This window comes from Pseudarthrobacter sp. B907 (genome assembly GCF_040137805.1).
In the GTDB taxonomy this organism is placed as follows: domain Bacteria; phylum Actinomycetota; class Actinomycetes; order Actinomycetales; family Micrococcaceae; genus Arthrobacter.
Genome location: NZ_JBEEQE010000014.1, coordinates 80,467 through 106,524, shown reverse-complemented (window position 1 = coordinate 106,524; position 26,058 = coordinate 80,467). Strand labels below are relative to the sequence as shown.

Genomic DNA, 26,058 nt, shown 5'->3' with positions numbered 1-26,058 from the left:
GACAATCTGTCTCACAACAGGCTGACAGAGAGGGGATCCGCGTCGCGCCTGTCGTTTCGCGCAGCTTCCGTCCGGAACCGTAGCGAAAACGAGCCCGCGCCCGGCGCAGCATCGAGCAGCTCAAGCAGCCTGCCACCCAGCGGGCGCCCCGGTCCGAAGACCGGGGTGCCACCCGTTCCTACAAATGCCGTCCGGCCGGGATCAGTTGACTGCGGCCCCGGCGGTTGCCGCGTCGTTGACATCGTCGCCCGCATCGCTGGCCGCCCCGGCGAGGCGGAGCCAGGTGTCCACCACGGTGTCGGGGTTCAGCGAGACGGAGTCGATGCCTTCCCCGACCAGCCACTCGGCGAAGTCCGGGTGGTCACTGGGACCCTGGCCGCAGATGCCCACGTATTTGCCGCGCGCCTTGCAGGCCGTGATGGCCATGCTCAGGAGCTTCTTGACGGCAAGGTTGCGCTCGTCGAAGCTGCCGGCGACGATCGCGGAGTCCCGGTCCAGGCCAAGGGTCAGCTGGGTCATGTCGTTGGAGCCGATGGAGAAACCGTCGAAGTAGTCCAGGAACTCGTCCGCCAGCAGCGCGTTGGACGGGATCTCACACATCATGATGACCTCGAGGCCGTTTTCGCCGCGGCGCAGGCCGTTCTCCGCGAGCAGGTCGATGACGCCGCTGGCTTCGTCTAGGGTGCGAACGAACGGGATCATCAGCTTGACGTTGGTCAGGCCCATCTCGTTGCGGACGAAGGACAGGGCTTCGCACTCCAGGTCGAAGCAGTCCCGGAAGGACGGCTCGAGGTACCGCGAGGCGCCGCGGAAGCCGATCATCGGGTTCTCTTCGTGCGGCTCGTAGGCCGGTCCGCCGAGCAGGTTGGCGTACTCGTTGGACTTGAAATCGGACATCCGCACAATCACCGGTTCCGGCGCGAACGCCGCGGCGAGGGTGGCCACACCTTCGGCCAGGCGCTTGATGTAGAAGTCGCGCGGGCTGTCGTAGGCGGCGATCTGCTCCCGGATTTCGGCCAGGATGTCCGCGGGCTGCTCGTCCAGGTTCAGCAGCGCCTTGGGGTGGATGCCGATCTGCCGGTTGATGATGAATTCCAGCCGCGCCAGGCCCACACCGTGGTTGGGCAGCTGCGCGAAGGTGAAGGCCTGCTCCGGGGTGCCGACGTTCATCATGACCTTGACCGGGGCCTCGGGCAGCTGGGTGATCTCGGTTTCCTCAACGCTAAAGTCCAGGAGCCCCTCGTAGATGACGCCGGTCTCGCCGTCGGCGCAAGAGACGGTCACGTCGAGTCCGTCGGTGAGGGCGTCCGTTGCGTCGCCGGTGCCGACGACGGCGGGGATCCCCAGTTCGCGGGCGATGATGGCCGCGTGGCAGGTGCGTCCGCCGCGGTTGGTCACGATCGCGGAGGCGCGCTTCATGATCGGTTCCCAGTCCGGGTCGGTCATGTCCGCGACCAGGACGTCGCCGGTCTTGAAGGCTGCCATCTGGTCGATCGCGGTGAGGATGCGGACGCTGCCGGCGCCGATCCGCTGGCCGATGGCGCGGCCCTCCACCAGGACCTTGCCGGACCCGTTCAGGCGGAATCGGCTCAGGCTGCCGGAGGCCCGGCGGGACTGCACGGTCTCCGGGCGTGCCTGCAGGATGTACAGGCCGCCGTCGATCCCGTCCTTGCCCCATTCGATGTCCATCGGGCGCCCGTAGTGCTTTTCGATGGCGACGGCGTGCCGGGCGAGCTGCTCGACGTCGTCGTCGGTGAGGCTGAAGCGGTTCCGCAGCGACGCTTCCACCGGGACGAAGTCGATGGTGTGGCCGATTTCGCGGTTGCTGGTGTACGTCATCTGGAGGGCCTTCTCGCCCAGCCCGCGCTTGAGGATCGCCGGGCGGCCGGCCTCGAGGGCGGGCTTGTAGACGTAGAACTCGTCCGGGTTGACGGCGCCCTGGACCACAGCTTCGCCCAGGCCGTAGGAGGAGGTGACGAAGACGGCGTCCTTGAACCCGGATTCGGTGTCCATGGTGAACATCACGCCGGAGGCGCCGACGTCGGAACGCACCATACGCTGCACGCCGGCCGAGAGTGCCACCTCGGCGTGCTCGAACTTGTGGTGCACCCGGTAGGCGATGGCCCGGTCGTTGTAGAGAGACGCGAAGACGTCCTTGATGGCAATGAGGATGTTCTCGATGCCGCGGACGTTCAGGAAGGTTTCCTGCTGGCCGGCGAAGGAGGCGTCGGGGAGGTCTTCCGCCGTGGCGCTGGAGCGGACCGCCCAGGAGAGGTCGTCGGAGCCGCCGTGCTTGTCCACCAGCTTCTGGTAGGAGTCGCGGAGCTGCGCCTCGAAGTCCGGCAGGAAGGGCGTCTCGCGCATCAGGGTGCGAATTTCCTGGCCCGCGGCGGCCAGGGCGGTGACGTCGTCGGTGTCCAGGCCCACCAGCCGGTCGGCAATCTTCTGGTCGAGGCCGGAGTCGGCCAGGAAGCTGCGGTAGGCGTCCGCGGTCGTGGCGAAGCCGTCGGGAACCTGGACGCCGGCAGACGTCAGGTTCTGCACCATCTCGCCGAGGGAGGCGTTTTTGCCGCCCACCCGGTCCAGGTCCTTGAGGCCGAGTTCTGAGAACCACAGGATGTCCGTCGTCATGGTTGCTGCTCCTTTGCAGATGGTGGCATACGCTAACGCCGCCCCTCGCGGGCGGCCGCCGGTTTATGGGCGCAAGTCCTGTCCACAGTGACAGGTCGGCGCGGGGGTTTCCACACGATGTGGCCCACGCAACACTTGTGAAGTGTGGCGTCAGTGCTTGAGGTTCATCTTCTGGAGGATGGTGGCCGCCATTTCCTCGACGGAGACGCTGGCCGAATTGAGGTAGGGAATCCCGTGCGAGACGTACAGCCGTTCGGCGCTGCGCAGCTCGAAGCCGCACTGCCGGAGGGATGCGTAGGGCGAGCCGCGGCGGCGTTCGGTGCGGACCTGGCTCAGGCGCAGTGGGTTGGTGGTGAGGCCGAAACACTTCGACACGAACGGCCGCAGCGGCTTGGGGAGCCCTTCGCGTTCAAAGTCCTCATCCACCAGCGGAAAATTCGCGGCGAAGATGCCGTGCTGCAGGGCCAGGTACATGGTGGTGGGCGTCTTGCCGCAGCGGGACGGGGCCACCAGGATGACCTGCGCCTTTTCGAGCGCCCGCAGGCTTTGGCCGTCGTCGTGCTCCATGGCGTATTCGACGGCGGCCATCCGGGACTGGTACCGGGCGGCGTTGCCCAGCCCGTGGGCCCGCCCCGGCTCCCCGCTGGCTTCGGACCCGAGGGCCTGTTCGAGTTGGCCGACGTGGGTGCCGATCAGATCCACGATGATCCCCTTGCAGGTGCCCAGGGTCTGGCGGATGTCACTGCCGACGGCGGTGGAGAAGACGATGGGCTGCAGGCCGGTGGCGGCCAGGTTGTCGATCACCTTGACGACGGCGCGGGCCTGGTCCACGGTTGTGATGAAGGGGACCGTGATGCGGTCAAAATCGTTCTCCGGGAACTGCGTGAGCAGGGTGTTGCCGAGCGTTTCCGCGGTGATGCCCGTGCTGTCCGAAAGGAAGTAGACCGGGCGTGGAGCGTCATTGGTCATGAACGCATTGTGCACCAACGGGGGCCGCGCGGTCTTCCCGTGACGCCGCCGGCGGGCGCCGGGTGGCGGCCGGACGCCTCAGGACACCGGAGAGATCCGCGTCTTTGACCGGACGGTGCTGGAGGACGTGGTGAGCCCGGCCGGCGAAGCCTTTCTAGCGTGAAGTGACTCATCACAGGGCGTCACAGGTTGCGGGAAATTCAGATCAACATGACTACCCATTGCCTGTCAACGCTACGCTGATTAGCCTGAGCATGGGATCTGGTCCGGGCATCTTTCTGGGGAGAGACCATTTCGGTGTTCCGAGCGAGCTGGATTCCGCAAAAGGCTGGCTCCATGGTCTCAAAACGATGGAGCCAGCTGCGGAAATCATCGGCCCGGGGGTGTGTGCCGGATCTGCGGACCCGGGGGACGGGCCGGCTCAGCCAATCCGCTCGGCCAGCGCCACGATAATTCCCTCCGGGCCGCGCACGTAGGCCATCTGCCAGGCATCCTCATGCCGGCCAATGCCGCCGACCAGCCCGTACCCCTCCGCGGCCAGCCGGTCGACGTGGGCCTCGAGACCGTCGACCTCGAAGGCCAGGCTGCGCAGTCCAAGTTCGTTGGCCATAGCGGAGGGCGATCCCGGGACCGGCTCCGGCCGGACGAAGCTGGAAAGCTCCACGCCGGTGCCGCCGTCGGGGGTTCGCAGCATAACGATCTCGGTGCGGGAATTCGGGATGGCGATGACAGTGTCGATGAAATCACCCTCGACGAAGGTCCGGCCCTCCACCTCGAGCCCGAGTCCGACGAAGAACGCCGTCACCCGGTCGAGGTCCTGGACGGTGACGCCGACGTGGTCGAACCGCATGATGCGTGCCATGGGCAACACCTCCAAATGATCGTTTCCGTGGCCCGGGGCGGCCCTACGGCGAACTTTACGGCTGTTCAGGGAGGTGTGGAAGGCTGCTGATTCGGTCGGCAGAGGACTGTTTCCTTGCCTCCGGCCCCGGGAGGTACGAAGATGGGCGCAGAACCAGCTTTTCCATCCGCAAACAAACTATAGGGAGATTCACATGTTGCTTTGGATAGCCATCATCATCGCCGTCCTGTGGCTTCTCGGCTTGCTCGGCAACATCGGCGGCGGGTTCATTCACCTGCTTCTGGTCATCGCCGTGGTTGTCCTGATTTTCCACTTCCTCCGCGGCAGGACCCGCACGTAAAGACGGATCCGACCCAATCCTGATTCCGAACTTCAGGAGGTGAGGACTTTCCGGATCCAGATGGCGAGGGCCTCGATAAACAGCACCAGCCCGATCACCAACAGCGCCATGGTGAAGACAACGTTATACCGGCTCAACTGCGCGGCCTCGAACATAACCTGGCCAACCCCGCCTGCCCCGACTACGGCCAGCACGGTTGCTGCACGAATATTCCCGTCCATGGCGTAGAAAACGTGCCCCACGACGGCGGGAGCGGCCTGCGTGAATGTGGCTGAGACGTAGGTCTGCATCCGGGAAGCGCCAGTTGCCCGGATGGCGCGTTCGGGGCCAGGGTCAACCTCCTCTATCGAGTCCGCGAGGAGTTTGCCGAGCAGGCCCACCGTCCCAATTCCCAGTGCCAGTGCGGCGGCAGCCCCACCGAGGCCCGTCATGAGGATCAGGACGATTGCCAAAATGAGTTCCGGGATCCCGCGGACCACGAGCAATAGGAGACGTGCGCCTCGCCGGACGCCTTCGCCCGGGGCAACGTTGCTTGCGGCGCAGGATCCAATCACGATCGAGAGGAAGACGCCGATCGAGGTCCCGGCAAGAGCGATCGCGATCGTCTGACCCAGCATGGCCAGGATCTGTGGCCACGTGTAGTCGCCGGTCGAGAGCGAGAAAAAAGAGGCCAGCCGCTGCGGAAGGACGGTCCAGACGGTCAGGAGATCGCCCCACGCGGGGGCAGCAATTACGACCGCGCCGACGACGGCAGCAGCTGCCGTCCATCCGAGCACTGGACCGGACCAACGCCGGCGCATCCTTGATCGATCGCCGTGAAGGATCATGCGCCGAATGGATGAGGAAAGCACCTCCATCGCCAAGCACAGCGCAAAAATAACGACGGCTACAGCCATGGCCCGTTGGTAGTCGAGCCGCTGAATGCTTGCCGAGAGTTCGTAGCCGAGGCCGGGCATCCCCACGTAGCCAAGGATGGCCGAGGCGCGCAGATTGATGTCCTGGCGGTGGAGTATCGTGGCCACCCAGGACGGGGCCACCTGGGGGAGTACGCCGGAAACGAACTCTTGGGTTTTCGTGCCGCCCGCGGCCCGGATAGCTATGCGCGGACCGTTGTCGATTTGTTCGATCGCGTCGGCGAAGAGTTTACCCACCATGCCCACGGAGTGCAGGCCAAGAGCCAGGATGCCCGGGAGTGAGCCGAGACTGAACATGGTGGCAAGCACAATGATGAGAATGAGTTCGGGGAAGGCGCGGGCAAGCACTGTGACGCTCCGCGCGAACCAGCGCAGCGCGGGGTGCGGGCTGGTGTTGCGCGCCGCCCAGTACGCTATGGGCACAGACAGCACGGCAGACAAAGCTGTCCCGCAGACTACTATCGCCAAGGTCAGGAAGGTCAGACGGAGGAGCTCTTCAGGATGGGAGAAGTCGAGCGGTAGCATCCGGGCGAAGAAGCGCTCAGCGGCTGGGGCCGCCCGAGTGAGCCGGGTGGCGCTGAAGTCCAGCAGTTGGAACGAACCGATCGCAGCAAGCACCAGCGCGACGAGAATGATGGTCACGGACAACCTGGCCCAGGAGCGGCGCGTCCACGGGGCCCGGTGCGGCGACGTTCCGTCGGGTGCCTGATCCTGGGCCTCGGGCCGCCGGGTCACGATTCCGGTCATCCGGCAACCGCCCCGGCATCGGCGGGCGCAACTTTCGCGTAGATGCGCATCGCTTCCTCCCGGCTTAGACCGGTGGTTGGCGTNGCCTCGGGCCGCCGGGTCACGATTCCGGTCATCCGGCAACCGCCCCGGCATCGGCGGGCGCAACTTTCGCGTAGATGCGCATCGCTTCCTCCCGGCTTAGACCGGTGGTTGGCGTGTCAAGCACGACAGCGCCCCGACGCAACCCGACAACCCTGTCGCCCCACGAAAGGGCAAGGTCCACCTGATGCAGGCTGCACACTACGGTAAGCCCGTTCTCACGGCCGATTTCGCGGATAAGGTCCATGACCTGTTGCGATGAATCGGGGTCCAGAGAGGCGACCGGTTCGTCGGCAAGGAGGATCTTCGGTTCCTGCATCAGGGCCCGGGCAACCGCCACTCGCTGCTGCTGGCCGCCTGAAAGGGTGTCCGTCCGCTGGTGTTCAAGGCCTGCAAGACCGACGCGCTCGAGGTGCCCGGCCGCCGTCGTACGCATCGCCCGGGAGTAGGACCAAAGGCCGAGCCGCGGACCGGTGACCCTGGCGAGCCCGCCGGTGAGGACATTCTCCAGAACGGAGAGTGAGCCCACCAACTCGAACTGTTGGAACACCACCGCCACCTGTGAGCGGAGCGCCCGGAGATCGCGACCGCGCAGTGCCGGGACGTCCTGGCCGAGGACTCGGACACGCCCGGAAGTTGGCCGCTCCAGTTGGTCGACGTGCCGCAGCAGGGTCGACTTGCCCGATCCGGACAGGCCGAGGAGGACGAGAATTTCGCCCTCCTCGACCGTCAGGTTCACACCGTCCAGGGCTCTTGTGACGCCAAAGTCCTTGACCAGTCCATTGATCTCGATGACGGCGTGATGGGTTTTCATGTGCTAGATGCCGGCACAGGTCTTGACGTCCGGGAGCCTCTTGCACAGGTCCCGTAGGTTGTCGTAGTACTTGTCGTCGACCGGCTTGTTGCCCTCGCCGAAGAACTTTTCAAAAGCCTCCGTAGTGGTGATCCCGGCAGCCTTGATGTCAGCGGTGGTGACCGTCGACATCTTGTCGGTCAGGAGCTTCTTGAGGTCTGCGGGCAGTCCGTCCGCGACGGCGAAAGGCGGACCCGGGACGAACTCACGGTGCACGACTTTCAGGTCGGAAGCCTTGAACAGCCCGGCAGCGGGGCCGGAGGTAGTGACCGTGATGTCCTGGGCGAAGCCCACTTCGCACTCCGTGCCCTTGGCGACCTTCTGGGCCGAGACGTCGTGCTTGCCGGCCATCACCGGAGTGTAGGCGCCGCCGGTGACGCCGGCCTTGTTCAGCATGTACTGCGGGAAGAGGTAGCCCGAGGTGGAGTTTTCATTGACGAAGCAAACCTTCTTTCCCTTGAATCCTGCCAGATCGGTAACGGCGGATCCTGCGGGGACGATGGCGTCAGAGTAATAGCCAGGCTCATGGGTGCTTGCGTCAACGCTGGCACCTACCGGGGTGAATTTTGCGCCCTTGGCCTTTGCCTGGAGATAGGTGAAGCCGGAAAATGACACGACATCAACCTGGCCGGCAATGGCGGCCTCGATGAGCGCAGCATAATTCGATGACTGCTTGACTTCGACTTTCTTGCCCGAAATCTTACCGACGTAGTCGGCGATGGGCTGCTGGCTTGACGTCGCGGAACTTTCGTCCGGGACCAAGCCGATGACAAGAGTGTTGGAATCCTTGGCAAAAGTGCCAGTTTCAGCGGCGGGGCCGGAGGCTCCAGCTGTGCCGCATGCGGTCAAAGCGAGGGTCGCTGCCGTGATCAGTGCTGCGGCCTGGATGGCGCGGCTGGAGGAACGCAGGAAATTCACAGGGTGCCTTTCAATTCGGATGCGGAGTTGTCTGGGAGGGCTGCGGAGCACTCGATACCCCCGATTGACCGGCTGATCATACGAAGCGGTGGTTAAGAACTCTCGAGGAACGGCGGCGTTGCGGTGAACGGCACGTGAACCTTGGGACTACGTGCGTGAATCCATCCGGGCCAGCAGGGCCGGAAGATCCTTCACACCATCCAGAATGTAGTGGTGGGGCCGTTGTTCCAGGGCCTGGCGGCCCAGTTTGCCCGTGAGCACACCGACGGCGGTGACACCGGCATTGTGGGCCGCCGCAAGGTCCGCAATGGTGTCCCCGGCGGCCACCACCGATCGGACGTCGCGGGTTTCCGTCAGTTCCATGGCCCGGTGGATCATGTAAGGGGCTGGGCGTCCGGCTCTCACCTGATCTGAGCAGACGACGGCGTCCAGCATTCCGCCGTCGGACGCCAGGCGCCAACCGAGCCTGGCCAAGAGCGGCCACGCAACGTCGCCGGAAAAACCGGTGGTCAGGGCCACCTTGACACCCATGCTGCGCAGTTCCCCAAACGCTTCTTCGACACCGTCCAGCGGCGCTGGTGGACGAGAGTCATAGGCACTCCCCAGAAGTATTTTGAAGCGGGCGAATGCCGCTGCCACGATCTCAGGGCTGGGGCGGCCACCGCCTCGGAGGATCAGCGCGGAGATGGCCTCCGCCTTATCCGCCCCCATCCATTGCTGGATATCCTCCGGTGTGGTCACCGCACCGGTTTCCTCGACGCAGCGTGCCAGTGCAACATATACATCCCCATGCTCGTCCACGGTGGTTCCCGCCATGTCCAGGGCTACTAGCTTGATCACGATTCCTCCTATTTAGACACTGATCGGATCTGACGTAGATTGTTCAAATTCAAAATCGAACCAAACAATTTTCAGCAACTCGTTTGGGACTGCTAAATGACTTTGCACCGGGCAACCACCAGACACTTCAAACGCCGGGTTGCGTTCGCGTGAATTTCCTCGTTTCTCTGCCAGGCTGACTTGATACCAATGCCTCCAGGGACGATTGTCGAGTGGTGAACGTCTCCCGCCCTCGCCCTGTCCCTGCATCGAGTTCCACTGGACCTTCACGTGTCGTCGATGTCGTGATCGTAGGAGCAGGCATCATTGGGCTTGCCCACGCTGCCCTCGCGCTGGCCAATGGGCTCACAGTCGTCCTTCTTGAACGCGACCACCGGGCTGTCGGTGCCTCAGTCCGCAACTTCGGCCACTGCTGCATCACTGCGCAATCCGGCGAACTCTACGACCTTGCCCAGGTCTCACGAAAGCACTGGCTGGAATACGCCGCTCGAGCCGGATTCTCAGCCATCGAATCCGGGGCTGTTGTGCTCGCCCGCACCGAATCTGAACTGGCGGTCCTGCGGGAACTCTCCGCGTTACGCGGCCCGGGCCAGGTGGAGTTGCTAACGGCCGCCGAGACTCGCGCACGTTTGGGTTCCGCATCTTCAGCGGCCTCCGCCGGGGGCAGATACGGCGTCGGCGCGTGGCCGGGTTTGCTTGGCGGTGCCTTCCTGCGTGATGACTTGCGCGTCGACCCCCGCACCACGGTGGACCGGCTGGCTGCGTGGCTCGGTGCGCAGCCTGGCGTCCAACTCTTCTGGAACACGGCGGCGCTGGGCTTTGGTCAAGACGCAGCCGGCGCAGCAACCGTCAGCACATCGCGTGGTGAATTCAGTGCCCGGCAGGTCTTTGTCTGCGTGGGCCACGATGTCGACTATCTCTTCCCGGACGTAGCCGCCGACCACCAGATCCAGCGCTGCAGCCTGCAGATGTCACTCGCGGCCGGGCCGGCCGGCGTTCAGATCGCCCCGGCAGTGCTCACGGCCACATCCATGCTTCGCTACCCCGCATTCACGGAGCTGCCCGCCGCCGCCGCGCTTCGCGCTGAAGTGGAACGGACCCGTCCCGAGCTGCTGGAGATCGGCGCCAACGTGATGTTCACCCAGCGTCCCGACGGAGGCTTGATTCTCGGGGACTCCCACCACTACGGCTCCGCTCCGGGGCCGTTCTTGTCTGAGTCCGTGACCGAAACGATCAACGCGGAAATTGAGGCCGTCATTGGCCAGCCGCTGGACATCGTCGAGCGATGGCAGGGTGTTTACGCCTCCTCCGATGTAGCGCCGATCCTTGTCTGTGACGTCCTTCCGGGCGTCACAGTTGTATCGGTGACCTCGGGAGTGGGAATGACGCTGTCGTTCGGACTCGCGCAACGAAACCTCGCCCACTTCTGCTGAGGTGCGAGTTGCCGGCGTTCGATCCCTTGTAGTGCCGGGCCGGGTTCGTCCTGTTGCACCGGCCTGAGCGGGTCCCCTCAGGGAAGAGTGCCGAAGTTTCACCGAGTTGTTGTGCGGTGTTCGGGCGGCGTTGGCGCAGTTCACAGGGATGGGCCGGAGACTGCAAAAACCGGTAAGCATGACGGCAGCGGGGGCCGGGAAACCTGGCGGGCGGCGGCCAAGCCGTGGCGGCCCTGCCGAGCAGATTGGGGGCTCTGATGATAGAAGACCGTGAGCGGGCGGTAGCATACGTTGCCGGACGTCTCTGCACCTTCTCCAGCGCCCGGCTGATCCGCGACGCAGAGACCGGGCGATTCGTCCTGATGAGCGGCGAAGTGTCCGCGGACCGCGTCCACATCTACGATTTCCAGACCCGCGGCTATCTTGCGGGCAGCCGGACTGCGGGCCGGTGGAACCTGTTCCATGCCGGGGACAACGCCACGATCGAACTGATCCAGACCGAACCCGACCGGTTCGCTGGCCATGATCATTCCTCCGGCCAATGGTTCGTGGTGACGGTCACCGGCAGGATCGCCCTGGTCAAGGACATGATCCCCGGACGGTCCCGGCGCTACGCGCTCTGACGGGGTCGTCTGGCTGCGTCGCCCGATTCCTGGCTCTATGACGCCGGTCCAGCGGACTCCGGGGTCCCGGAACCACCAAAGCGCCGGAAAGACGCGGATTGCTGTGCAAGCCGGCGCATGGCCAGGAGGACTGGTTCCATCAGCAGAGTCCCGAGGACTACGTATTGCATCGTGGCCTCGGGCGAATCCGTCGGAACGCCTTCGACGTCGGCTTCCGCGATGTCCCGCATTGCTGCGGCGTAACGGTCCAGGAGTGCTTCCGGCGGGTTGAAGCCCGCGTCGGAGAGCCCCTGCAGGGCTTGCACTAGTGCAGCCTGGGTGCTGCGGTCGCATGCCTCAGCGCCCCATCCCCAACGCGCCAGGAGACTCTGCGCACCCGCGATCTCGACGTCGTCCGCTGCGGGCCGGGTGGCCGCCTGGTGGGCGATTCCAAGCAACTCGTGGCGGGAATCCGGGGGGTTCTCAATCCCGTGCAGTACCGCTCGGGCGGCGCTGACGCTGAGGCCGGCGGTCCCAATCAGGGCGCGGATGAGCTTTAGGCGGCGGACATGCGAGTCGTCGTACCGCGCCTGCGTCGCGGACGTAAGCACGCCCTCGTGCAGCAGGTTCTCGCGAAGGTAGTACTTGATGGTGGCTACGGGAATGTCTGTGGCGGCGGCCAGCTGTGAGATGCGCAAAGATTCTCCTTGACTTAGATAGTGCTACTCACCAATATTGGGGAGTGATGGTATCCAGTTAGGAGACGAGTATGGCACGCATCAACGCAGGACGTTTCACGCACCGCTATCACGGTGAATTGGTGGTCTTCCTCATCGGTATGCGCATCAATAAGCCTTGGCGCCCGGATCTCTGGCTCCCGGTCTTCCTTGCGATGCCCCGAATGCTGGCCGAGCTCTCGCGCGAGCCGGGTTCCGGGCTTTTAGGCTTCAGGTTTGCCGTCGGTCCGGGCGGGCCGGCCATTGTGCAGTACTGGGACTCGGTGGACAAGCTGTATGCCTACGCCAGCGCGTCCGATTCGGGACACCGGCCCGCCTGGACCGCCTTTAACCGCCGCGCGCGAAAGGCCCCTAAGGCTGTCGGCATCTGGCATGAAACTTTCCAGGTCAGTCGCGCCGAGAGCATGTACGTATCCACGCCGACCCTGGGGCTGGCGCAGGCAACCGAGTTGGTACCCGTCGGCCCCGGAAGCCATCAAGCGAGGGAGCGGCTGTCGGGTCCGCGCTGACTCGGCCCGATCGAGAAGGGGCCAGATGCGCGAAGAGGGTCCCCCAAGGACCCTCCTGCACGCGGAGCGGCGTTCGCTCCACCCGTTGGCACACGCCAACCATAAGCATGCTGACCTTCTCATGTCACGCACCGGTCGGCTAATTCACCAGCCGTTCATCTTTCCTGGGCGCGCCCGCCGGCGTGTTTTGGCATCAACGTCGTTCGCGGCGGCGGGGTGGCTAGCCTGGAACGCTCGGCAGCGGGGTGGGCCGGGGCGCCGCGTCTGGTTGCCGTGCCCGCAGCACGGTGTCGAGCTGGTCCGCGGGGAGGGGGCGCGAAATGAGGTACCCCTGGGCGGTGTCGCAGCCCAGCTCTTTCAGGACTTCGAGTTGGGTTTGTCGTTCGACGCCTTCGGCCGTGGTCGTCAGTCCCAATGCTCTGGCCGGGGCGATGACGCCGGAGACGAGGATGGCTGAGGTGGGGTCGGAGTCAATGGTGTCGATGAAGGATTTGTCGAGTTTGAGCCCGGTCAGAGGAAGGTCGCGCAGCATGGCCAGGGATGAATACGCTGTCCCGTAGTCATCGAGGGCGACGCCGATGCCGGCGTCGATCAGCTCCTGCAGCTGTTTGGCGGCGGACCGGAAGTCAGCGACGGCGGCGGTTTCGGTGATCTCAATATTCAGCAGTGATGCCGGCAGGCCGTGCCGTTGCAGCGCCGAGAGGACGTCCGGGACGAGTGTGCCGGTCCCCAATTGGACCGGAGAAATGTTCGCGGAAATCGCCCTGGGCGTACCGGCATCGGCCCATCGACGGGCCTGGGCGCAAGCCTGATCAATGACCCAACGGCCAATGGCATGGATCTCGCCGGTGTGTTCTGCCACGTGGATGAACTCGTCGGGGGAAACGCGGCCGAGTTCGGCGTCTTCCCAGCGCAGCAGCGCCTCGACGGCTCCGCAGGTCCCGTCGCCGATGTCCATCAGCGGCTGGTAATGAAGCGTGAACCCCGACGCGGCGAGGGCATGGGGGAGGCGTCTGCGGATCAACGCCTGGCGAGCGAACCGGGTGGGGGGACGGCAGGGATCGATCCGGCCAACCCGCCGCTTGCCCTCATGCTTGGCCTGCAGCATGGCCGTGTCGGCGTGACGGAGCAGGTACTCCAGTCGCGCCGCCGGGCTGCCGCCCTCGATGTCACCGGCCATGGCCAGGCCCAGGGTCGCCGAAAGGTGGAGCTCGTGTCCATCGTGCTCAAAGGGTTCTTTGAGTGCTTCCAGGAACCTGGCCGCGATCGAACGAGCGGTGGCCTCGTCGACGTCGACCAGTAGAACGGCGAATTCGTCGCCGCCCAGCCGGACGCTCAGGTCCCCCGGGCGGGTGCACGCCTGGAGCCTGGCCGCAAAGGAGGCCAATGCCGCATCGCCGGTGCGGTGCCCGAATGTGTCGTTAATGATCTTGAAGTCATCGAGATCCACGTAGAGGACGGCTGTCGACGACGACCCCGGGGTGTCGATCAGGGTTGGCCCGTGTTCGTCCAGAAGCCTACGGTTCGGGAGTCCGGTCAGAGGATCATGATGGGCGTCCTGCTGGAAGAGCTCTGACAGGCCCTCGAAAACCTCCGACACCGGCACAATCCGAGGACCGGCTGCCGACAGGACCAGCAGGTCCTCATACTGGGCCTCCTCGGGCCGGCCCAGAAGCGCGGCCGCGGCGGCCCGAAGATCCAAGAGAGGCTCGAACGCGAAGCGGTTCGGTGGCAGCAACTCGGCGGCCTTGACCCGGGCGTTCAGTGCCCTGCCGTAACCCAGCCGCCCCGTCATGCGGTCATCGACCTGACCGCGGGTGAGCAACGAGAGCGTGCCGTCCACATCGACCACGACGGCCCGCAGCCCGCGGTCGGCACGGAATAACGCCTCGATCTCAGTTGAGGGCTTATCCCCGGGCACGACCAATGCGGGGGATCCGAGGTCGGTCAAGATCCGAAATGACGGGCGCGGCGCCCGGCCGGGACTACCGGGATCAGTGCTCACCGGCCATTCATACAGGAGTCAGGCGAACATCACCTGAACACAAGACTAAGAGCGAGAGCCATATCTCGTTCAGCGCGCGGTTGTCCGGGCCCGCCGCACTGACCGAACGTTATCCGGCTCGAAGTCGTGGACGCTGTCGTGGCCCAGGTAGGGGCACGCCAGCCGCACAGCACAGGGCCTTGGATTCTATGCTGTGCAGCCCCCAAAGTGGCGCCCGCGTGGTCCTCTTGCGTGCTAGTCAGTCTGGCGTGAATTATTGCCTCAGGCAAGCACTAATTCCTCCGGCATTGCCGCCGCGCCCTGCAGACGGTCGATTCGATGCGTGTCTTGCCGTGTGCATCGCTGATGGCCGGCCCCTAAAGCTGGAGAATGCGCTCTGAATCGGCTCATGTTTCAAGGGCCTTTGGACACGGCCCGGGGAAATCCTTGCGGGCCTACCATGAGACATGGCCGGGACCGAAAAAGCCGAAGTTGAACGAAAATTCGATGTCGGCGAATCAGATGAGCTGCCGATTTTTACGTTGATTCCAGGGGTGGACAGCGTTCAAAGCACCGGAGATCAGAAACTCGACGCGGTCTATTTCGACACGGCAACCCTGGCCCTCGCGGCACGGCGCATTACCCTGCGCCGCCGCACCGGGGGCAAGGACGCCGGCTGGCATCTGAAACTGCCGGTGGCCGCAGACGAGCGGCTTGAGATCACGGAACCCCTGAACGAGGATACGGACACGGTGCCCCGGCGATTGAGGTCTCTGGTGCTGGTCCACACCCGAAACCTGGAACTGGCTCCCATCGCCCACGTGAAGACCCGCCGCACGCCGATATCCCTGCTCTCCGCTGACGGCACGGTTCTGGCTCAATTCAGCGATGACCGGGTGGAATCGACGATCCTCCTGGAGCCGGTCGAGGCTGCGGCATGGCGGGAATGGGAGATGGAACTGGTCGACGGGAGGCGGAAGCTGTTGGACACCACGGAGACGGTGTTGGCCGTGCTGGGCCATCGGCCCGCGCAACTGCCCTCAAAACTGGCCCGCGCCCTGGGCGCCCGCTACCCGGCGGACGGTCCTCCAGTACCTAGCCCGGGTCGCAAGGGCCCGGCCTCGGCGGTGCTGCTCGCCTACCTGCACGAGCAGGTCGAGGCGCTCAAGAAGCACGACGTCGGGGTCCGGCGAGCAGCCCCCGACGCCGTGCACCAGCTCCGCGTGGCGGCCCGCCGGATGCGATCGGTGCTTGCCAGTTTCCGCAACCTGACAAACAAGGGAACTGCACAGCTTCTGCGGGAAGAACTTCAATGGCTCGCCGGCACGGTAGGGGAGGCCCGGGACCTGGAAGTCATGCGCGCTCACCTCAATGAGCAGCTCGACGCCGAACCTTCGGATCTCGTCACGGGCCACGCGAAACAACACCTGGAGGACACGCTCGCCGGCGCCTACGAGGCCGCCCTCGCCGAAGGCCTGGCGGCTCTGGACAGCGACCGGTACTTCCGGCTCCTGGATGCGCTCGACGGCTTCCTCACGTCCCCTCCGCTGGCCGGAGCGGCGCAAAAGAAGGCCCAGGCGAGGATCGGCCGGCTCGTCAACGCAGAACGACGGCGTCTCAAAGGGGAGGCGAAGAGCCTCCGCGGTTCCTTCGACGCCGAGACCTCCGACGCAGCGCTCCACGAAGTCCGCAAGAGCGCGAAACGCCTCCGTTACGCGGCAGAAGCTGCTGTCCCGATCTTTGGGAAGCAGGCCGTCAAGATTGCCCGCGCCGCCGAAAGAATCCAGACCATTCTGGGCGAACACCAGGACAGCGTCCTCGTCCGGGAGAAGCTGCGGTCCCTTGCCGCAACGCCCCCAGCGGAGGCCAGCGGGGGAGACGGTTTCACCTTTGGCCGACTCCATGCGCTGGAACAACAGCGCGGCGCCGAAGCCCGTTCCCGGTTCCACCAAGTGTGGCGCACATCCCCGCCCGGGCGGCTCCGCTGGACATAGTCCCCGGCTCCTCGTTTCGGATTCACAAGCCGGACATCCCGAACAGCTAATCCCACCCGGAAGAACAGTCAGAGACTTGTGTCTTACCCCACTGGCCATGCCGCCGCCGTGGCCGGAAAGGATCATCGTGATGGACTCTGAGATCCAGGAACTCCGCGCATTGCTGGAGGATGTATCCCGGCTGCAACGAAACCTCAGGCACGCCGAAAGATGGCAGAGTGAAAGGATTGCGGCGGTACTTCCCCGCCACCGCGACAGCGCGAGGAACCTCATTCACTACGCGGAGCTGCGCAGGCATGACATTCGGGACCTCCAATCAGCGCTGGCGAAGCACGGACTCTCCTCATTGGGGCGCACCGAATCGGCTGTCCTGAATGGCGTCGGCACGCTCGCGAGGACTTTGGCGCGGCTGGTGGCCCCGACTGACCTGCCGCACGCAGCGACGGATCCCTTCGACGGTGAAGGGCTGCTCGCCCGAAACGCCGTAAACCTCCTGGGGCCGGAACCGGAGGACCGCGGCACGAGGATTATGGTCACGCTGCCCAGCGAAGCCGCCTCGGACCCGGACATCGTCCTGGGCATGATGGAACGGGGTATGGACCTGGCCCGCATCAACTGCGCCCACGACAACCCGGAGCTATGGCGGCAAATGGTCGCCAACATCCATGCCGCGGAAGAATCCACGGGCGGGCGATGCCTGGTCTCGATGGATCTAGCCGGGCCTAAGCTTCGGACCGGACCGGTCCGCCCGGGCCCCTGTGTCTTGCGCGTCAAGCCGGTCCGGAACGATACCGGCGCGGTGACGGCGCCAGCCCACGTATGGCTTGGAAAGCAGACGGGGGCGAGTCCGGCGGTTCCGGTGATTCCCGTGCTGGATGAGAACTGGGCGGCGGCCCTGCGCGAAGGCCAAAAGATAGTCTTCGACGATGCCAGAGGAGCAGGCCGCACGCTCGTCGTGGAGGAACAGGCCGGGCCGGACGGGTGCCTGGCAGTCCTCCACGACACCAGCTACTTCATCCCCGGAACCAGGCTCCACGCAGTTCCCGACCCGTCGGCCGAAAGGAAGGCCCGCCGCGAAGAGTGGCCGTCCACCATTGTCGGCGATCTGCCCGCACTTGAGCAGTGCCTCATGATCCACCGGGGTGACACGGTCATCCTCAGCAGTGACCTGACTCCCGCCGACAGCCACACCGAAGGACTTCACCAAATAGGCTGTACCCTCCCGGGCGTCTTCGTGAATGCGAATCCCGGGGAAAGGATCTGGCTTGACGACGGAAAAATTGGCGGGGTGATCACCGACGTCAGGGACGGCGAACTGACAGCGAAGATTGTCTCCGCGGCTCCACGGGGCTCCCGGCTCCGGGCTGAAAAGGGAATCAATCTTCCCGACACGCGCCTCACAGTCCCGGCGCTGACGGAGCAGGACCTAGCCGATCTCGAACACGTCAAGGAACTGGCCGACATCGTCAGCATGTCCTTTGTCCGCAGCGACGCCGACGTCCGGGACCTGCTGAGACACCTGGACGCGGAAGCGGACCGGAACCTGGACATCATGCTCAAGATCGGGACGGTGGCCGCGTTTGAAGCGCTGCCGGAAATCCTCCTGGAATTGATGAAGTGGGCCGACGTCGGCGTCATGATCGCCCGCGGCGACCTCGCCGTGGAGGCAGGATTCGAACGGCTCGCAGAGGTCCAGGAGGAAATTCTCTGGCTCTGCGAAGCCGCCCACATACCGGTGATCTGGGCGACCCAGGTGCTGGACACCCTGGCCCGCACCGGTCAGCCGTCCCGGGCCGAAGTCACCGACGCCGCGATGGCCCAGCGCGCCGAATGCGTGATGCTCAACAAGGGACCGTTTATCAACGAGGCCATCACCATGCTCGCTGGCATCCTGGGCCGCATGAAAGACCACACGCAGAAGAAACGCAGCCTTCTCCGCCGCCTCCGGGCCTGGGACCACTATCCCCGCTAGCGCACAAAGGAGCCGCTGAGGGGATTAGAAGAGGTGCTCGGAGGGCTCGGCGGTGAATTCCCGATGGAGCCGATTTCTGGCGCCATTCTCAATCAGGGTGGATGTAGCTCCTGATTCGGCCGTCCGCCAAGGATTCGTACTCCTCACCGACGATGCCGGCGATGTGCGGCCGGGGCGCCTCCGGAAAACGGGCCGACAGGCGATCGATGACTGCACGGATAATGACTTCTTTCTCCGCTTCGCTCACGACGCCAGTTTGGCCCGGGGGCTGAACCGGCGTCAACCAACCCCGCGAACCTGTCGTCATAATCGCGACTCGGGCTGCGTCCATCCGGCGCCCCGGCAGGATCCCCTTCAGTTACTCTTTGCCAGAGTCTGGTTGCAGCTCTGTGTACTCCTAGTGGACACAGCGAAGCCTGCCGGGCGAAGTCGCGGCGCATGCCGCTGCATGACACGAGAAGTTTCTACTGACCAGGTTCGGAGCTTTCCATGAATCCCCCAACAGAGGACCCTGGCGGCTCGTCCGCAGCCTTCCCGCGCATGGTGCTCTCGGCACCCTTAGCGGGTTATGACGTCACCCTCGCCGAGGGGGAAAACGCGGTGATAGCTCTCAGGGCCATGCAGGCCCTTCCCGGGGCGCTCTACTTCACGCTTCAGATCTTCAGCGCTCCTGATCTGCCGTTGAATGGTCCAGGCGCACAAAAAGTTCCGCGTCCGGAGCCTGTTCCCGGAGGTTTCGTCGTTGAAGTCCTCCTTAAAGGCGCGGAAAGCCCGGGTGATGAAGCTGTGCGGGTTCCGGTCGAAGTCCAATCCGGCGGCGGTGGCATGGGCCGATGGGACATCTCCTACTGGGTCAGAGTGCCCGATCCGGTACCTGCAGAGGTTGCTTTGGCTGTTGCTTGGCCGGCAGCAGGGATCCAGCCCACGGTTCTAGGCATCGCCCGGGACGATATTCTCATGGCGGCTCCCGTGGAGCTCAGCTTTCCCCGCCCGCGCTCAAGATGACGGCTCCGGCTGCCACCACTTGCAACCACCGGCGATGAGCGAAAGCTCGGCAGAATGCAGAAAACCCCCGGTTTCCCGGGGGTTTTCACTGGCGGTGACGGTGGGATTTGAACCCACGTTGGCTTTTACACCAAACAACATTTCGAGTGTTGCACCTTCGGCCGCTCGGACACGTCACCAACCTTACTAGGGTACCGGAGCAAGGCGCCCAACCCCAAAACGGCCGGCGGAAGCGCCCCCCGGGCCCCGCCCCACGGCGCCTAAGCTTCCCCCGGCCCGCCAGCGGCACTAGATTCGTAAGCAAGATGAGCACCTCGACCAGCCCCAACCAGGCAACCTCAACCGCCTACTGGACCGTCGGCCCGGAGCAGGGCGAACTCCGGCGCGAGGAACTGCCGGCGCCCGGTCACGGAGAGGCACTCGTGTGCGCGCTCTACTCCGGCATCAGCAAGGGCACCGAGATGGTGGTGCACCACGCCCGCGTGCCCGAATGCATCGCGGAGGAAATGGCCGCCCCCCACCAGGAAGGCCACTTCCCGTCGCCGGTGAAGTTCGGCTACCTCTCCGTCGGCGTCGTCGAGGACGGCCCCGCGGACTGGGTGGGCAAGACCGTCTTCTGCCTGCACCCGCACCAGGACCGCTACGTCGTCCCGGTCGAATCACTCACCGTCGTCCCGGAGAACGTCCCGGCCCGCCGCGCGGTGCTCACCGGCACCGTGGAAACCGCGGTCAACGCACTCTGGGAAGCCGGGCCGCGTCTCGGCGACCGGGTTGCCGTCATTGGTGCGGGGCTCGTCGGCGGCATGGTGGCCAAACTCCTCAGGTCCTTCCCGCTGGGCAGGCTGCAACTGATCGACGTCGACCCCGCCAAGCGCGCCTTCGCCGATACCCTCGGCGTCGACTTCTGCCACCCCGACGACGCACTGCCGGACTGCGACATCGTGATCCATTGCTCCGCCTCGCAGGCCGGTCTCGAACGCGCCCTGCAACTGGTGGGCGACGAGGGCGAGATCATCGAGATGTCCTGGTACGCGGACCGCCGGATCACCCTGCCGCTGGGGGAGGACTTCCACGCCCGGAGGCTCTCCATCCGCGCCAGCCAGGTGGGCGTCGTGGCCCGCGCCCGCCGGCACCGCCGCACCACCGCGGACCGGCTCGAGCTGGCCGTCTCGCTGCTGGCCGACCCGGTCTTCGACACCTTCCTCACCGGCACGTCCGCCTTCAGCGCGCTGCCCGACGTCGTCCAGCGCCTCTCCGACAGCAGTCTCCACGCGCTCTGCCACGTCATCGAATACCCCGCCGACGATGCCCCCGCAACAGAAACCACGAGGTAAACCGTGTTCAGCCTGACCGTCCGCCGCAATTTCATGATCGCCCACAGCCTGCCGCGCCCGGCCTTCGGCCCCGCCCAGGGACTGCACGGAGCCACCTTCGTCACGGAGGTGACCTTCCGGCGTCGGACGCTGAACGGGGATTCGATCGTGCTGGACATCGGCGAAGCCGGCGACGTGCTGGACGCCGTTCTCGCGGACCTGAACTACAAAAACCTGGACGAGCACCCGGACTTCGCCGGCAAACTCAGCACCACCGAGGCCCTGGCCCAGTACATCGCCGACGCCGTCGCCGCCAAGATCCGCGTCGGCACCGACGGGCAGGCGCTCGCAGGCCTCGACGTCACGCTGCGCGAAACCCCGGACGCCTGGGCCAGCTACTCGCTCGAGTTCGACGCCGGCTAGCAGCCCGTGGAACCGGCCGCCCTCCGCCTGGTGCTGCCAGGCAACGTGCGCCACAACTCCGGCGGCAACGCCTACAACTCCGCACTGCTGCGCGCCGTCGCGGCCCTCGGCGTGGCGGCGGAGGCCTGCGAGGCCGGCGGCGACTGGCCCCTGGGCAGCCCGGCCGACCGGCGGCGGTTCGGCCGGTTGCTCACCGACGCCGACGGCGGCAGGGTCACCCTTGTGGACGGCCTGGTGGCCTGCGGGGCGCCGGATGAGCTGGAAGCGGCGGCCGCGGCGGGGATGCCGGCCTGGATCCTGCTGCACATGCCGCTCGGCACCCACCGGGAGCTGGAGCGCCGCGCCCTGCAGGCCGCCGCCGGGGTGATCTGCACCAGCGGCTCGGCGGCGGCGGACCTGCGCCGGCGGCACGGGCGGCACGGGGTCGGCGGGCTCAGGGTGGCGCTGCCGGGCACGGCGCCCGCCCCGCCGGCCGCCGGCTCCGAGCCGCCGCACCTGCTCGCGGTCGCCGCGCTGCTGCCCAACAAGGACCAGTTGCTCCTGCTGCACGCCCTGTCAGGGCTCACGGATCTGCCCTGGACGGCGTCCTTTGCCGGCTCGGACACGGCGGACCCGGCCTACGCCGCCCTGCTCCGGCGGGAAACGGTGGCACTGGGCCTGGCGGGGCGCGTCCGGTTGCCGGGGGAGCTGCGCGGAGCCGCACTGGACGCCGAATGGGCCGCCGCCAACCTCAGCCTGCTGATCTCACGGGCCGAAACCTACGGGCTGGTGGTCACCGAATCCCTGGCCCGGGGCATTCCCGTGATCGTGCGGCAGGGCACCGGCGCCGTCGAGGCGCTCGCCGCAGGAACCCCTGCGGCGCCCGCGGGGAGCGCCGTCGCCGAAAGCGCCGCCGGCACCACCGCACTGCCGGGCACCGCCGTCGCGCTCGCCGAAGACCCGGCCCCGCTGGCCGCCGTGCTCCGCCGCTGGCTCACCGAACCTGCCCTCCGCGCGCAGTGGCGGGACGCCGCACTGGCCGCCCGGGAGCACCTCCCCGGCTGGGACGCCACGGCGCGGGCCGTCCTGGCGATCCTCGGAATTGAGCCCCAGCCCCACCCCGCCGGCCGGCAGCAGTTGTCGATGCCACGGCCCAAAACGGCAACTCCTGGTGGAGAATGACCCCATGACCACCGAGCCGATGACCGTGCAGCTGCCACCCGCCGCGAGCCTCACCCCCGGGCGGCTCCGCGCCTGGTCGTGGCACCGGCAGGGCCTGGACGGCTCGCTGGCCGGGTGCACGGCCGAACAGGTCCTCGCCCGGGCCGGCTGGGCGCGGTCCGTGGGCGGCGCCAACCCGTACCTCACGCTCTTCGCCCGGGCCGGCATCCGGCGCGCGCAGGTGGACGCCGACGTCCAGGCCCACCGGATCCTGGAACTCCCGACGGCGCGCGGCTGCACCTATGTGCTCGGCCGGGACGACTTCGCCTGGGCACTGCGGCTGGGACGGGATCCGGCCGAAGCAACCTTCAAGGTGGTGGGCCGGCTCGGGGTGGACCGCGGCGAGATCGCGCTGCTCGAGGAGCAGGTGCTGCACGTCCTGGCAGAAGCGGGCGTCCCGCTGGACCCGCGGCAGCTTAAGGACGAACTCGGCGATTCGGTGCGCAGCCTCGGCGAGGAGGGCAAGAAGAAGGGCGCTGCCACCACGCTGCCCACCGCGCTCGGCATCCTGCAGGCGGACGGGCGGATCCGCCGTGTCCCCGCCGCCGGCCGGCTCGACCAGCAGCGCTACGCCTATGAACCCTGGAACCTGGCACCCAGCGATCTCAGCGACGAGGAGATCCGTGCCGAACTGATCCGGCGCTATCTCGGCTGGACGGGAGGGGCCACGTTCAAGCAGTCGCAGTGGTTCACCGGCTTCACCGTCGCGCAGAGCAAAGCCGCGCTCGCCGCCCTCGGCGCCGTCGAGGTCGCCACCGCCGTCGGCGGGGACCCGCTCTGGATGCTGCCCGACGACGTCGAACGCCTCGCCGCCTTCGAGGAACCTGCCGAAGAACAAATCCAGCTGCTCGCCGGGACCGATTCGCTGGTGCTGCTGCGCCGGAACGCGGCGGAGTTGCTGGCCGAGCAGGACCGGGACAAACAAGCGCTGGGCCGGCTCGCGCTGCAGGCAGACCTGCCGGACCATCCCATCCTTGACCGCGGCCGGATCATCGGGCTGTGGCAGTACGACCCCGGCCAGGAACGGCTCGCCGCCTGGGTGTTCGGTGCGACCACACCGGCTGTGGCCCGGCGGATCGCCGAGGTGGAGGCTTGGATCAAGGAGGACCTGGGCGACTTCCGGGCCTTCAGCCTGGATTCGCCGTCGTCCCGGCAGAAACGGATCGACGCGCTGCGGGCCTCCACCACGGCTACCGCGGAGCGGTAGCCTCAGGCGCCACGGTGGCCGGCGAAGAAGTCCCGCAGCAGCGCACCGCACTCCTGCTCCCGGACGCCGCCGTACACCTCCACCCAGTGGTTGAGCCGACGTTCGCGCAGGATGTCGAACACGGAGCCGGCGGCCCCGGCCTTCTCATCCCAGGCACCGAAAACCACCCGCGGAATCCGGGCCAGCACCACGGCGCCGGCGCACATGGCGCACGGCTCCAGCGTCACCACCAGGGTGCAGTCCTCCAGCCGCCAGCCGTCGTCGCCCAGGCCTTGCAGGGCGCGGCGGGCGCGCAGCCGGGCCGCTGCCTCGCGGATGGCCACCATTTCGGCGTGCGCCGTCGGATCCCCGAGCGCTTCCCGCTCGTTGCGTCCAGTGCCGAGCACCGACCCGTCCGGGCCGATCACGACGGCGCCGATCGGCACGTCCGCGGTGGCCAGCGCCCGGCGCGCTTCGGCGAGGGCCAGGCCCATCCATTCCGCATGCCGGGGCTCGGGAGTAGTCATGGGTCAATGGTAGTTTCGATCCTAAGCAGGCTGTGCACCATCAAAGTGCACCGGGAAGTCGGGAGACAGCAGTGAGCACCAGGACTGAAAGCTGGCTGATGCGGCGCTGGGGCAAGTGGGTGGTGCCGTACGCCGCGCTGTGGATCACGATGCTGATCGGCGGCATCGTCATTGTCGCCCTGGCGCTCACCAGCGCGGAGGTCTATGACAACGTCGTGGACGACGCGGGCCTGGCCAACCTGGACAAGCCGATGCTCTCCTACATGGAGCAGCTGCGCAGTCCGGGCCTGGACTCCTTCGTCACCGGCTTCACCAACATCGGCGGCGGCATCGGCATGCCGATCCTGGCCAGCATCCTGACGGCGTGGCTGATCTGGGTCTCCCGGACCTGGCGGCCGCTGATCCTGATCGGAGGCGCCGCCGCCGTGTCGGTCACCGCCACGTCGCTCGGCAAGAAACTGATCGGCCGGACGCGTCCGGACCACGTCGACGCGGTGCCGCCCTACGAGACCTCGCCGTCGTTCCCCAGCGGCCACACCCTGAACACCACCGTGGTGATCGGGCTGGTGGTCTACCTCGCCTGCCTGCAGGTGAGACGCACGCTCGCCAGGGTCGGCTTCATCACAGCCGGTGCGATCTTCATCTTCGCCATGGGCATGAGCCGGGTCTACCTGGGCCACCACTGGATGACCGACGTGATCATCGGCTGGGTGATCGGGCTGGGCTGGGTGGGGATCGTGATTCTGGCCCACCGGCTCTTCCATGTGCTGAGGCACCGGGAACACACCGGCCCCGCACCGACATTCGACAACGAGGCCCACCTGCGCGACCCCGCCCCAGAGAGCAGCCTTCGCGGCGGAACGGGCGACGCCGATACCCCCGGCCCGGCGGGACGGTCCTCCACGTCCGGGTGATAGTTTTGACCCATGCGCACTCTCGTTGTGGACCACCCGCTGGTCGCCCATAAGCTCACCGTTCTGCGGGACAAGAACACCCCGTCCCCGGTCTTCCGCCAGCTCACTGAGGAGCTCGTCACGCTCCTTGCCTACGAGGCAACCCGCGACGTCCGCACCGAACCCGTGACCATCGAGACGCCGGTCAGCACCACGATCGGCACGGCGTTCACCAAGCCCACCCCGCTGGTGGTCCCGATCCTGCGCGCCGGTCTCGGCATGCTCGAGGGCATGACCAAACTGGTCCCCACGGCCGAGGTCGGCTTCCTGGGCATGGCCCGGGACGAAGAGACCCTGGACATCATCACCTACGCCGAGCGCCTCCCCGAGGACCTGACGGACCGCCAGATCTTCGTCCTGGACCCCATGCTGGCCACCGGCGGCACCCTGCGTGAAGCCATCAAGTTCCTGTTCAAACGCGGCGCCTCGGACGTCACGTGCATCTGCCTGCTGGCCGCCCCGGAGGGCCTGGCCAAGCTGGAAGAGGAACTCTCGGAGGCCAACGTGACGATTGTGCTGGCCTCGATCGACGAGAAGCTCAACGAGAAGTCCTACATTGTCCCCGGCCTGGGCGACGCCGGCGACCGCCTCTACGGCATCGCAGGCTAGCTCCGCGGCCGGTCAAGGGTTCCGGCGGACAGCGCCCGGGACTAGCCTGTGCCCATGGACTGGAAACTTGAACTCGTGTTTGTCCCGGTGTCCGACGTGGACCGGGCCAAGGATTTCTACGTCAACCAGGTGGGCTTCAACGCCGACTACGACGAGCGCCCCTCAGAAGGCATCCGCTTCGTCCAGCTGACCCCGCCGGGCTCCGGCTGCTCGATTGCGATCGGCGAGGGTCTCAACGATGCCCCGCCCGGCACCGCCCCGGGCCTCCAGCTGGTGGTCAATGACATCGAGGCCGCCCATAAGCAGCTCAAGGACAACGGTGTGGACGTCAGCGACATCGATGTCCAGGACTGGGGGCACTTTGTCTACTTCGCGGATCCCGACGGCAACAAATGGGGGGTGCAGTACCTCCCCGACCGGCCGAACGCGTAACCCGCCAGGGCGGCCGCTGCCAGG

25 protein-coding genes and 1 tRNA gene are annotated in these 26,058 nt (G+C 66.2%); 14 read left to right on the top strand and 12 right to left on the bottom strand.

The annotated features are described in order from the left end of the window. Positions 1-201 precede the first annotated feature (201 nt). The 3 genes from ppsA to ABLI39_RS12915 form a co-directional block, all read right to left on the bottom strand. Positions 202-2,631: a phosphoenolpyruvate synthase gene (ppsA, locus tag ABLI39_RS12925; RefSeq protein WP_349413822.1), complete on the bottom strand. Its 2,430-nt coding sequence runs from the start codon at positions 2,629-2,631 to the stop codon at positions 202-204. A gap of 150 nt (positions 2,632-2,781) precedes the next feature. Beyond that, positions 2,782-3,600, bottom strand: a complete 819-nt coding sequence (locus ABLI39_RS12920) for a pyruvate, water dikinase regulatory protein (protein ID WP_349413821.1) — start codon at positions 3,598-3,600, stop codon at positions 2,782-2,784. Between the two features lie 421 nt (positions 3,601-4,021). Beyond that, positions 4,022-4,462: a VOC family protein gene (locus ABLI39_RS12915; RefSeq protein ID WP_349413820.1), complete on the bottom strand. Its 441-nt coding sequence runs from the start codon at positions 4,460-4,462 to the stop codon at positions 4,022-4,024. Positions 4,463-4,655: 193 nt separating this feature from the next. Here ABLI39_RS12915 and ABLI39_RS12910 point away from each other — a divergent pair, with 193 nt between their 5' ends. Further along, entirely contained in the window at positions 4,656-4,802 is a 147-nt protein-coding gene (locus ABLI39_RS12910; RefSeq protein ID WP_146335827.1) for a lmo0937 family membrane protein, read from the top strand. Between the two features lie 32 nt (positions 4,803-4,834). Here ABLI39_RS12910 and phnE read toward each other — a convergent pair whose 3' ends face one another. From phnE to ABLI39_RS12890, 4 genes are all read right to left on the bottom strand, one after another. Further along, positions 4,835-6,358: a phosphonate ABC transporter, permease protein PhnE gene (gene phnE / locus ABLI39_RS12905; protein WP_349413819.1), complete on the bottom strand. Its 1,524-nt coding sequence runs from the start codon at positions 6,356-6,358 to the stop codon at positions 4,835-4,837. Positions 6,359-6,575: 217 nt separating this feature from the next. Continuing rightward, a complete protein-coding gene (gene phnC / locus ABLI39_RS12900) occupies positions 6,576-7,358 on the bottom strand; it encodes a phosphonate ABC transporter ATP-binding protein (protein ID WP_349413818.1) in 783 nt (260 codons plus the stop codon). Positions 7,359-7,361: 3 nt separating this feature from the next. Continuing rightward, entirely contained in the window at positions 7,362-8,315 is a 954-nt protein-coding gene (locus ABLI39_RS12895; protein ID WP_349413817.1) for a phosphate/phosphite/phosphonate ABC transporter substrate-binding protein, read from the bottom strand. A gap of 147 nt (positions 8,316-8,462) precedes the next feature. After that, on the bottom strand, positions 8,463-9,155 hold the full coding sequence (locus tag ABLI39_RS12890; protein WP_349413816.1) for a phosphonatase-like hydrolase: 693 nt from the start codon (positions 9,153-9,155) through the stop codon (positions 8,463-8,465). A gap of 215 nt (positions 9,156-9,370) precedes the next feature. On the opposite strand from ABLI39_RS12890, the gene ABLI39_RS12885 reads away from it, so the two are divergent. Together ABLI39_RS12885 and ABLI39_RS12880 are read left to right on the top strand one after the other, a co-directional pair. After that, the gene (locus tag ABLI39_RS12885; RefSeq protein WP_349413815.1) at positions 9,371-10,588 is read left to right on the top strand and encodes a TIGR03364 family FAD-dependent oxidoreductase; all 1,218 of its coding nucleotides are present in this window, start codon (positions 9,371-9,373) and stop codon (positions 10,586-10,588) included. 257 nt (positions 10,589-10,845) lie between these two features. Beyond that, entirely contained in the window at positions 10,846-11,211 is a 366-nt protein-coding gene (locus tag ABLI39_RS12880; protein WP_349413814.1) for a hypothetical protein, read from the top strand. A gap of 35 nt (positions 11,212-11,246) precedes the next feature. On the opposite strand, the gene ABLI39_RS12875 is transcribed toward ABLI39_RS12880, so the two are convergent. Further along, the gene (locus ABLI39_RS12875) at positions 11,247-11,888 is read right to left on the bottom strand and encodes a MerR family transcriptional regulator (RefSeq protein WP_349413813.1); all 642 of its coding nucleotides are present in this window, start codon (positions 11,886-11,888) and stop codon (positions 11,247-11,249) included. Positions 11,889-11,959: 71 nt separating this feature from the next. Between ABLI39_RS12875 and ABLI39_RS12870 the strand changes: the two genes are divergently transcribed. Next, positions 11,960-12,436 carry a DUF4188 domain-containing protein gene (locus ABLI39_RS12870; RefSeq protein ID WP_349413812.1) on the top strand — a complete coding sequence of 159 codons (477 nt, stop codon included), beginning with the start codon at positions 11,960-11,962 and terminating at the stop codon, positions 12,434-12,436. Positions 12,437-12,656: 220 nt separating this feature from the next. Here the strand turns inward: ABLI39_RS12870 and ABLI39_RS12865 are convergent, their stop codons facing one another. After that, positions 12,657-14,441 carry a putative bifunctional diguanylate cyclase/phosphodiesterase gene (locus ABLI39_RS12865; protein ID WP_349413811.1) on the bottom strand — a complete coding sequence of 595 codons (1,785 nt, stop codon included), beginning with the start codon at positions 14,439-14,441 and terminating at the stop codon, positions 12,657-12,659. 446 nt (positions 14,442-14,887) lie between these two features. On the opposite strand from ABLI39_RS12865, the gene ABLI39_RS12860 reads away from it, so the two are divergent. Then, entirely contained in the window at positions 14,888-16,414 is a 1,527-nt protein-coding gene (locus ABLI39_RS12860) for a CYTH and CHAD domain-containing protein (RefSeq protein WP_349413810.1), read from the top strand. A 130-nt stretch (positions 16,415-16,544) separates the two neighbouring features. Next, entirely contained in the window at positions 16,545-18,386 is a 1,842-nt protein-coding gene (locus tag ABLI39_RS12855) for a pyruvate kinase (RefSeq protein WP_349413809.1), read from the top strand. 88 nt (positions 18,387-18,474) lie between these two features. On the opposite strand, the gene ABLI39_RS12850 is transcribed toward ABLI39_RS12855, so the two are convergent. Continuing rightward, the gene (locus tag ABLI39_RS12850; RefSeq protein WP_349413808.1) at positions 18,475-18,633 is read right to left on the bottom strand and encodes a three-helix bundle dimerization domain-containing protein; all 159 of its coding nucleotides are present in this window, start codon (positions 18,631-18,633) and stop codon (positions 18,475-18,477) included. Between the two features lie 242 nt (positions 18,634-18,875). Here ABLI39_RS12850 and ABLI39_RS12845 point away from each other — a divergent pair, with 242 nt between their 5' ends. Then, on the top strand, positions 18,876-19,391 hold the full coding sequence (locus ABLI39_RS12845) for a hypothetical protein (protein ID WP_349413807.1): 516 nt from the start codon (positions 18,876-18,878) through the stop codon (positions 19,389-19,391). Between the two features lie 89 nt (positions 19,392-19,480). Here ABLI39_RS12845 and ABLI39_RS12840 read toward each other — a convergent pair. Further along, a tRNA-Ser gene (locus ABLI39_RS12840) sits at positions 19,481-19,570 on the bottom strand. Positions 19,571-19,696: 126 nt separating this feature from the next. Here ABLI39_RS12840 and ABLI39_RS12835 point away from each other — a divergent pair. From ABLI39_RS12835 to ABLI39_RS12820, 4 genes are read left to right on the top strand one after another with little or no spacing between them, the layout of a single operon-like run. Continuing rightward, the gene (locus tag ABLI39_RS12835) at positions 19,697-20,725 is read left to right on the top strand and encodes a zinc-dependent alcohol dehydrogenase (protein WP_349413806.1); all 1,029 of its coding nucleotides are present in this window, start codon (positions 19,697-19,699) and stop codon (positions 20,723-20,725) included. A 3-nt stretch (positions 20,726-20,728) separates the two neighbouring features. Further along, positions 20,729-21,127: a 6-pyruvoyl trahydropterin synthase family protein gene (locus ABLI39_RS12830; protein ID WP_349413804.1), complete on the top strand. Its 399-nt coding sequence runs from the start codon at positions 20,729-20,731 to the stop codon at positions 21,125-21,127. A 6-nt stretch (positions 21,128-21,133) separates the two neighbouring features. Further along, positions 21,134-22,288, top strand: coding sequence for a glycosyltransferase (locus ABLI39_RS12825; protein ID WP_349413803.1), 1,155 nt, complete (start codon positions 21,134-21,136; stop codon positions 22,286-22,288). Positions 22,289-22,292: 4 nt separating this feature from the next. After that, positions 22,293-23,534 (top strand): DNA glycosylase AlkZ-like family protein, encoded by a 1,242-nt coding sequence (locus ABLI39_RS12820; RefSeq protein ID WP_349413802.1) that lies wholly within the window; start codon positions 22,293-22,295, stop codon positions 23,532-23,534. Between the two features lie 2 nt (positions 23,535-23,536). Here ABLI39_RS12820 and ABLI39_RS12815 read toward each other — a convergent pair whose 3' ends face one another. Beyond that, complete coding sequence (locus ABLI39_RS12815) at positions 23,537-24,040, bottom strand: nucleoside deaminase (RefSeq protein WP_349413801.1); 504 nt, start codon at positions 24,038-24,040, stop codon at positions 23,537-23,539. Between the two features lie 98 nt (positions 24,041-24,138). Between ABLI39_RS12815 and ABLI39_RS12810 the strand changes: the two genes are divergently transcribed. From ABLI39_RS12810 to ABLI39_RS12800, 3 genes are read left to right on the top strand one after another with little or no spacing between them, the layout of a single operon-like run. Continuing rightward, on the top strand, positions 24,139-24,954 hold the full coding sequence (locus ABLI39_RS12810; RefSeq protein WP_349413827.1) for a phosphatase PAP2 family protein: 816 nt from the start codon (positions 24,139-24,141) through the stop codon (positions 24,952-24,954). Between the two features lie 12 nt (positions 24,955-24,966). Continuing rightward, positions 24,967-25,602, top strand: coding sequence for a uracil phosphoribosyltransferase (upp, locus tag ABLI39_RS12805; protein ID WP_091255877.1), 636 nt, complete (start codon positions 24,967-24,969; stop codon positions 25,600-25,602). A gap of 54 nt (positions 25,603-25,656) precedes the next feature. Continuing rightward, a complete protein-coding gene (locus tag ABLI39_RS12800; RefSeq protein ID WP_349413800.1) occupies positions 25,657-26,034 on the top strand; it encodes a glyoxalase superfamily protein in 378 nt (125 codons plus the stop codon). The last annotated feature ends 24 nt before the right edge of the window (positions 26,035-26,058 follow it).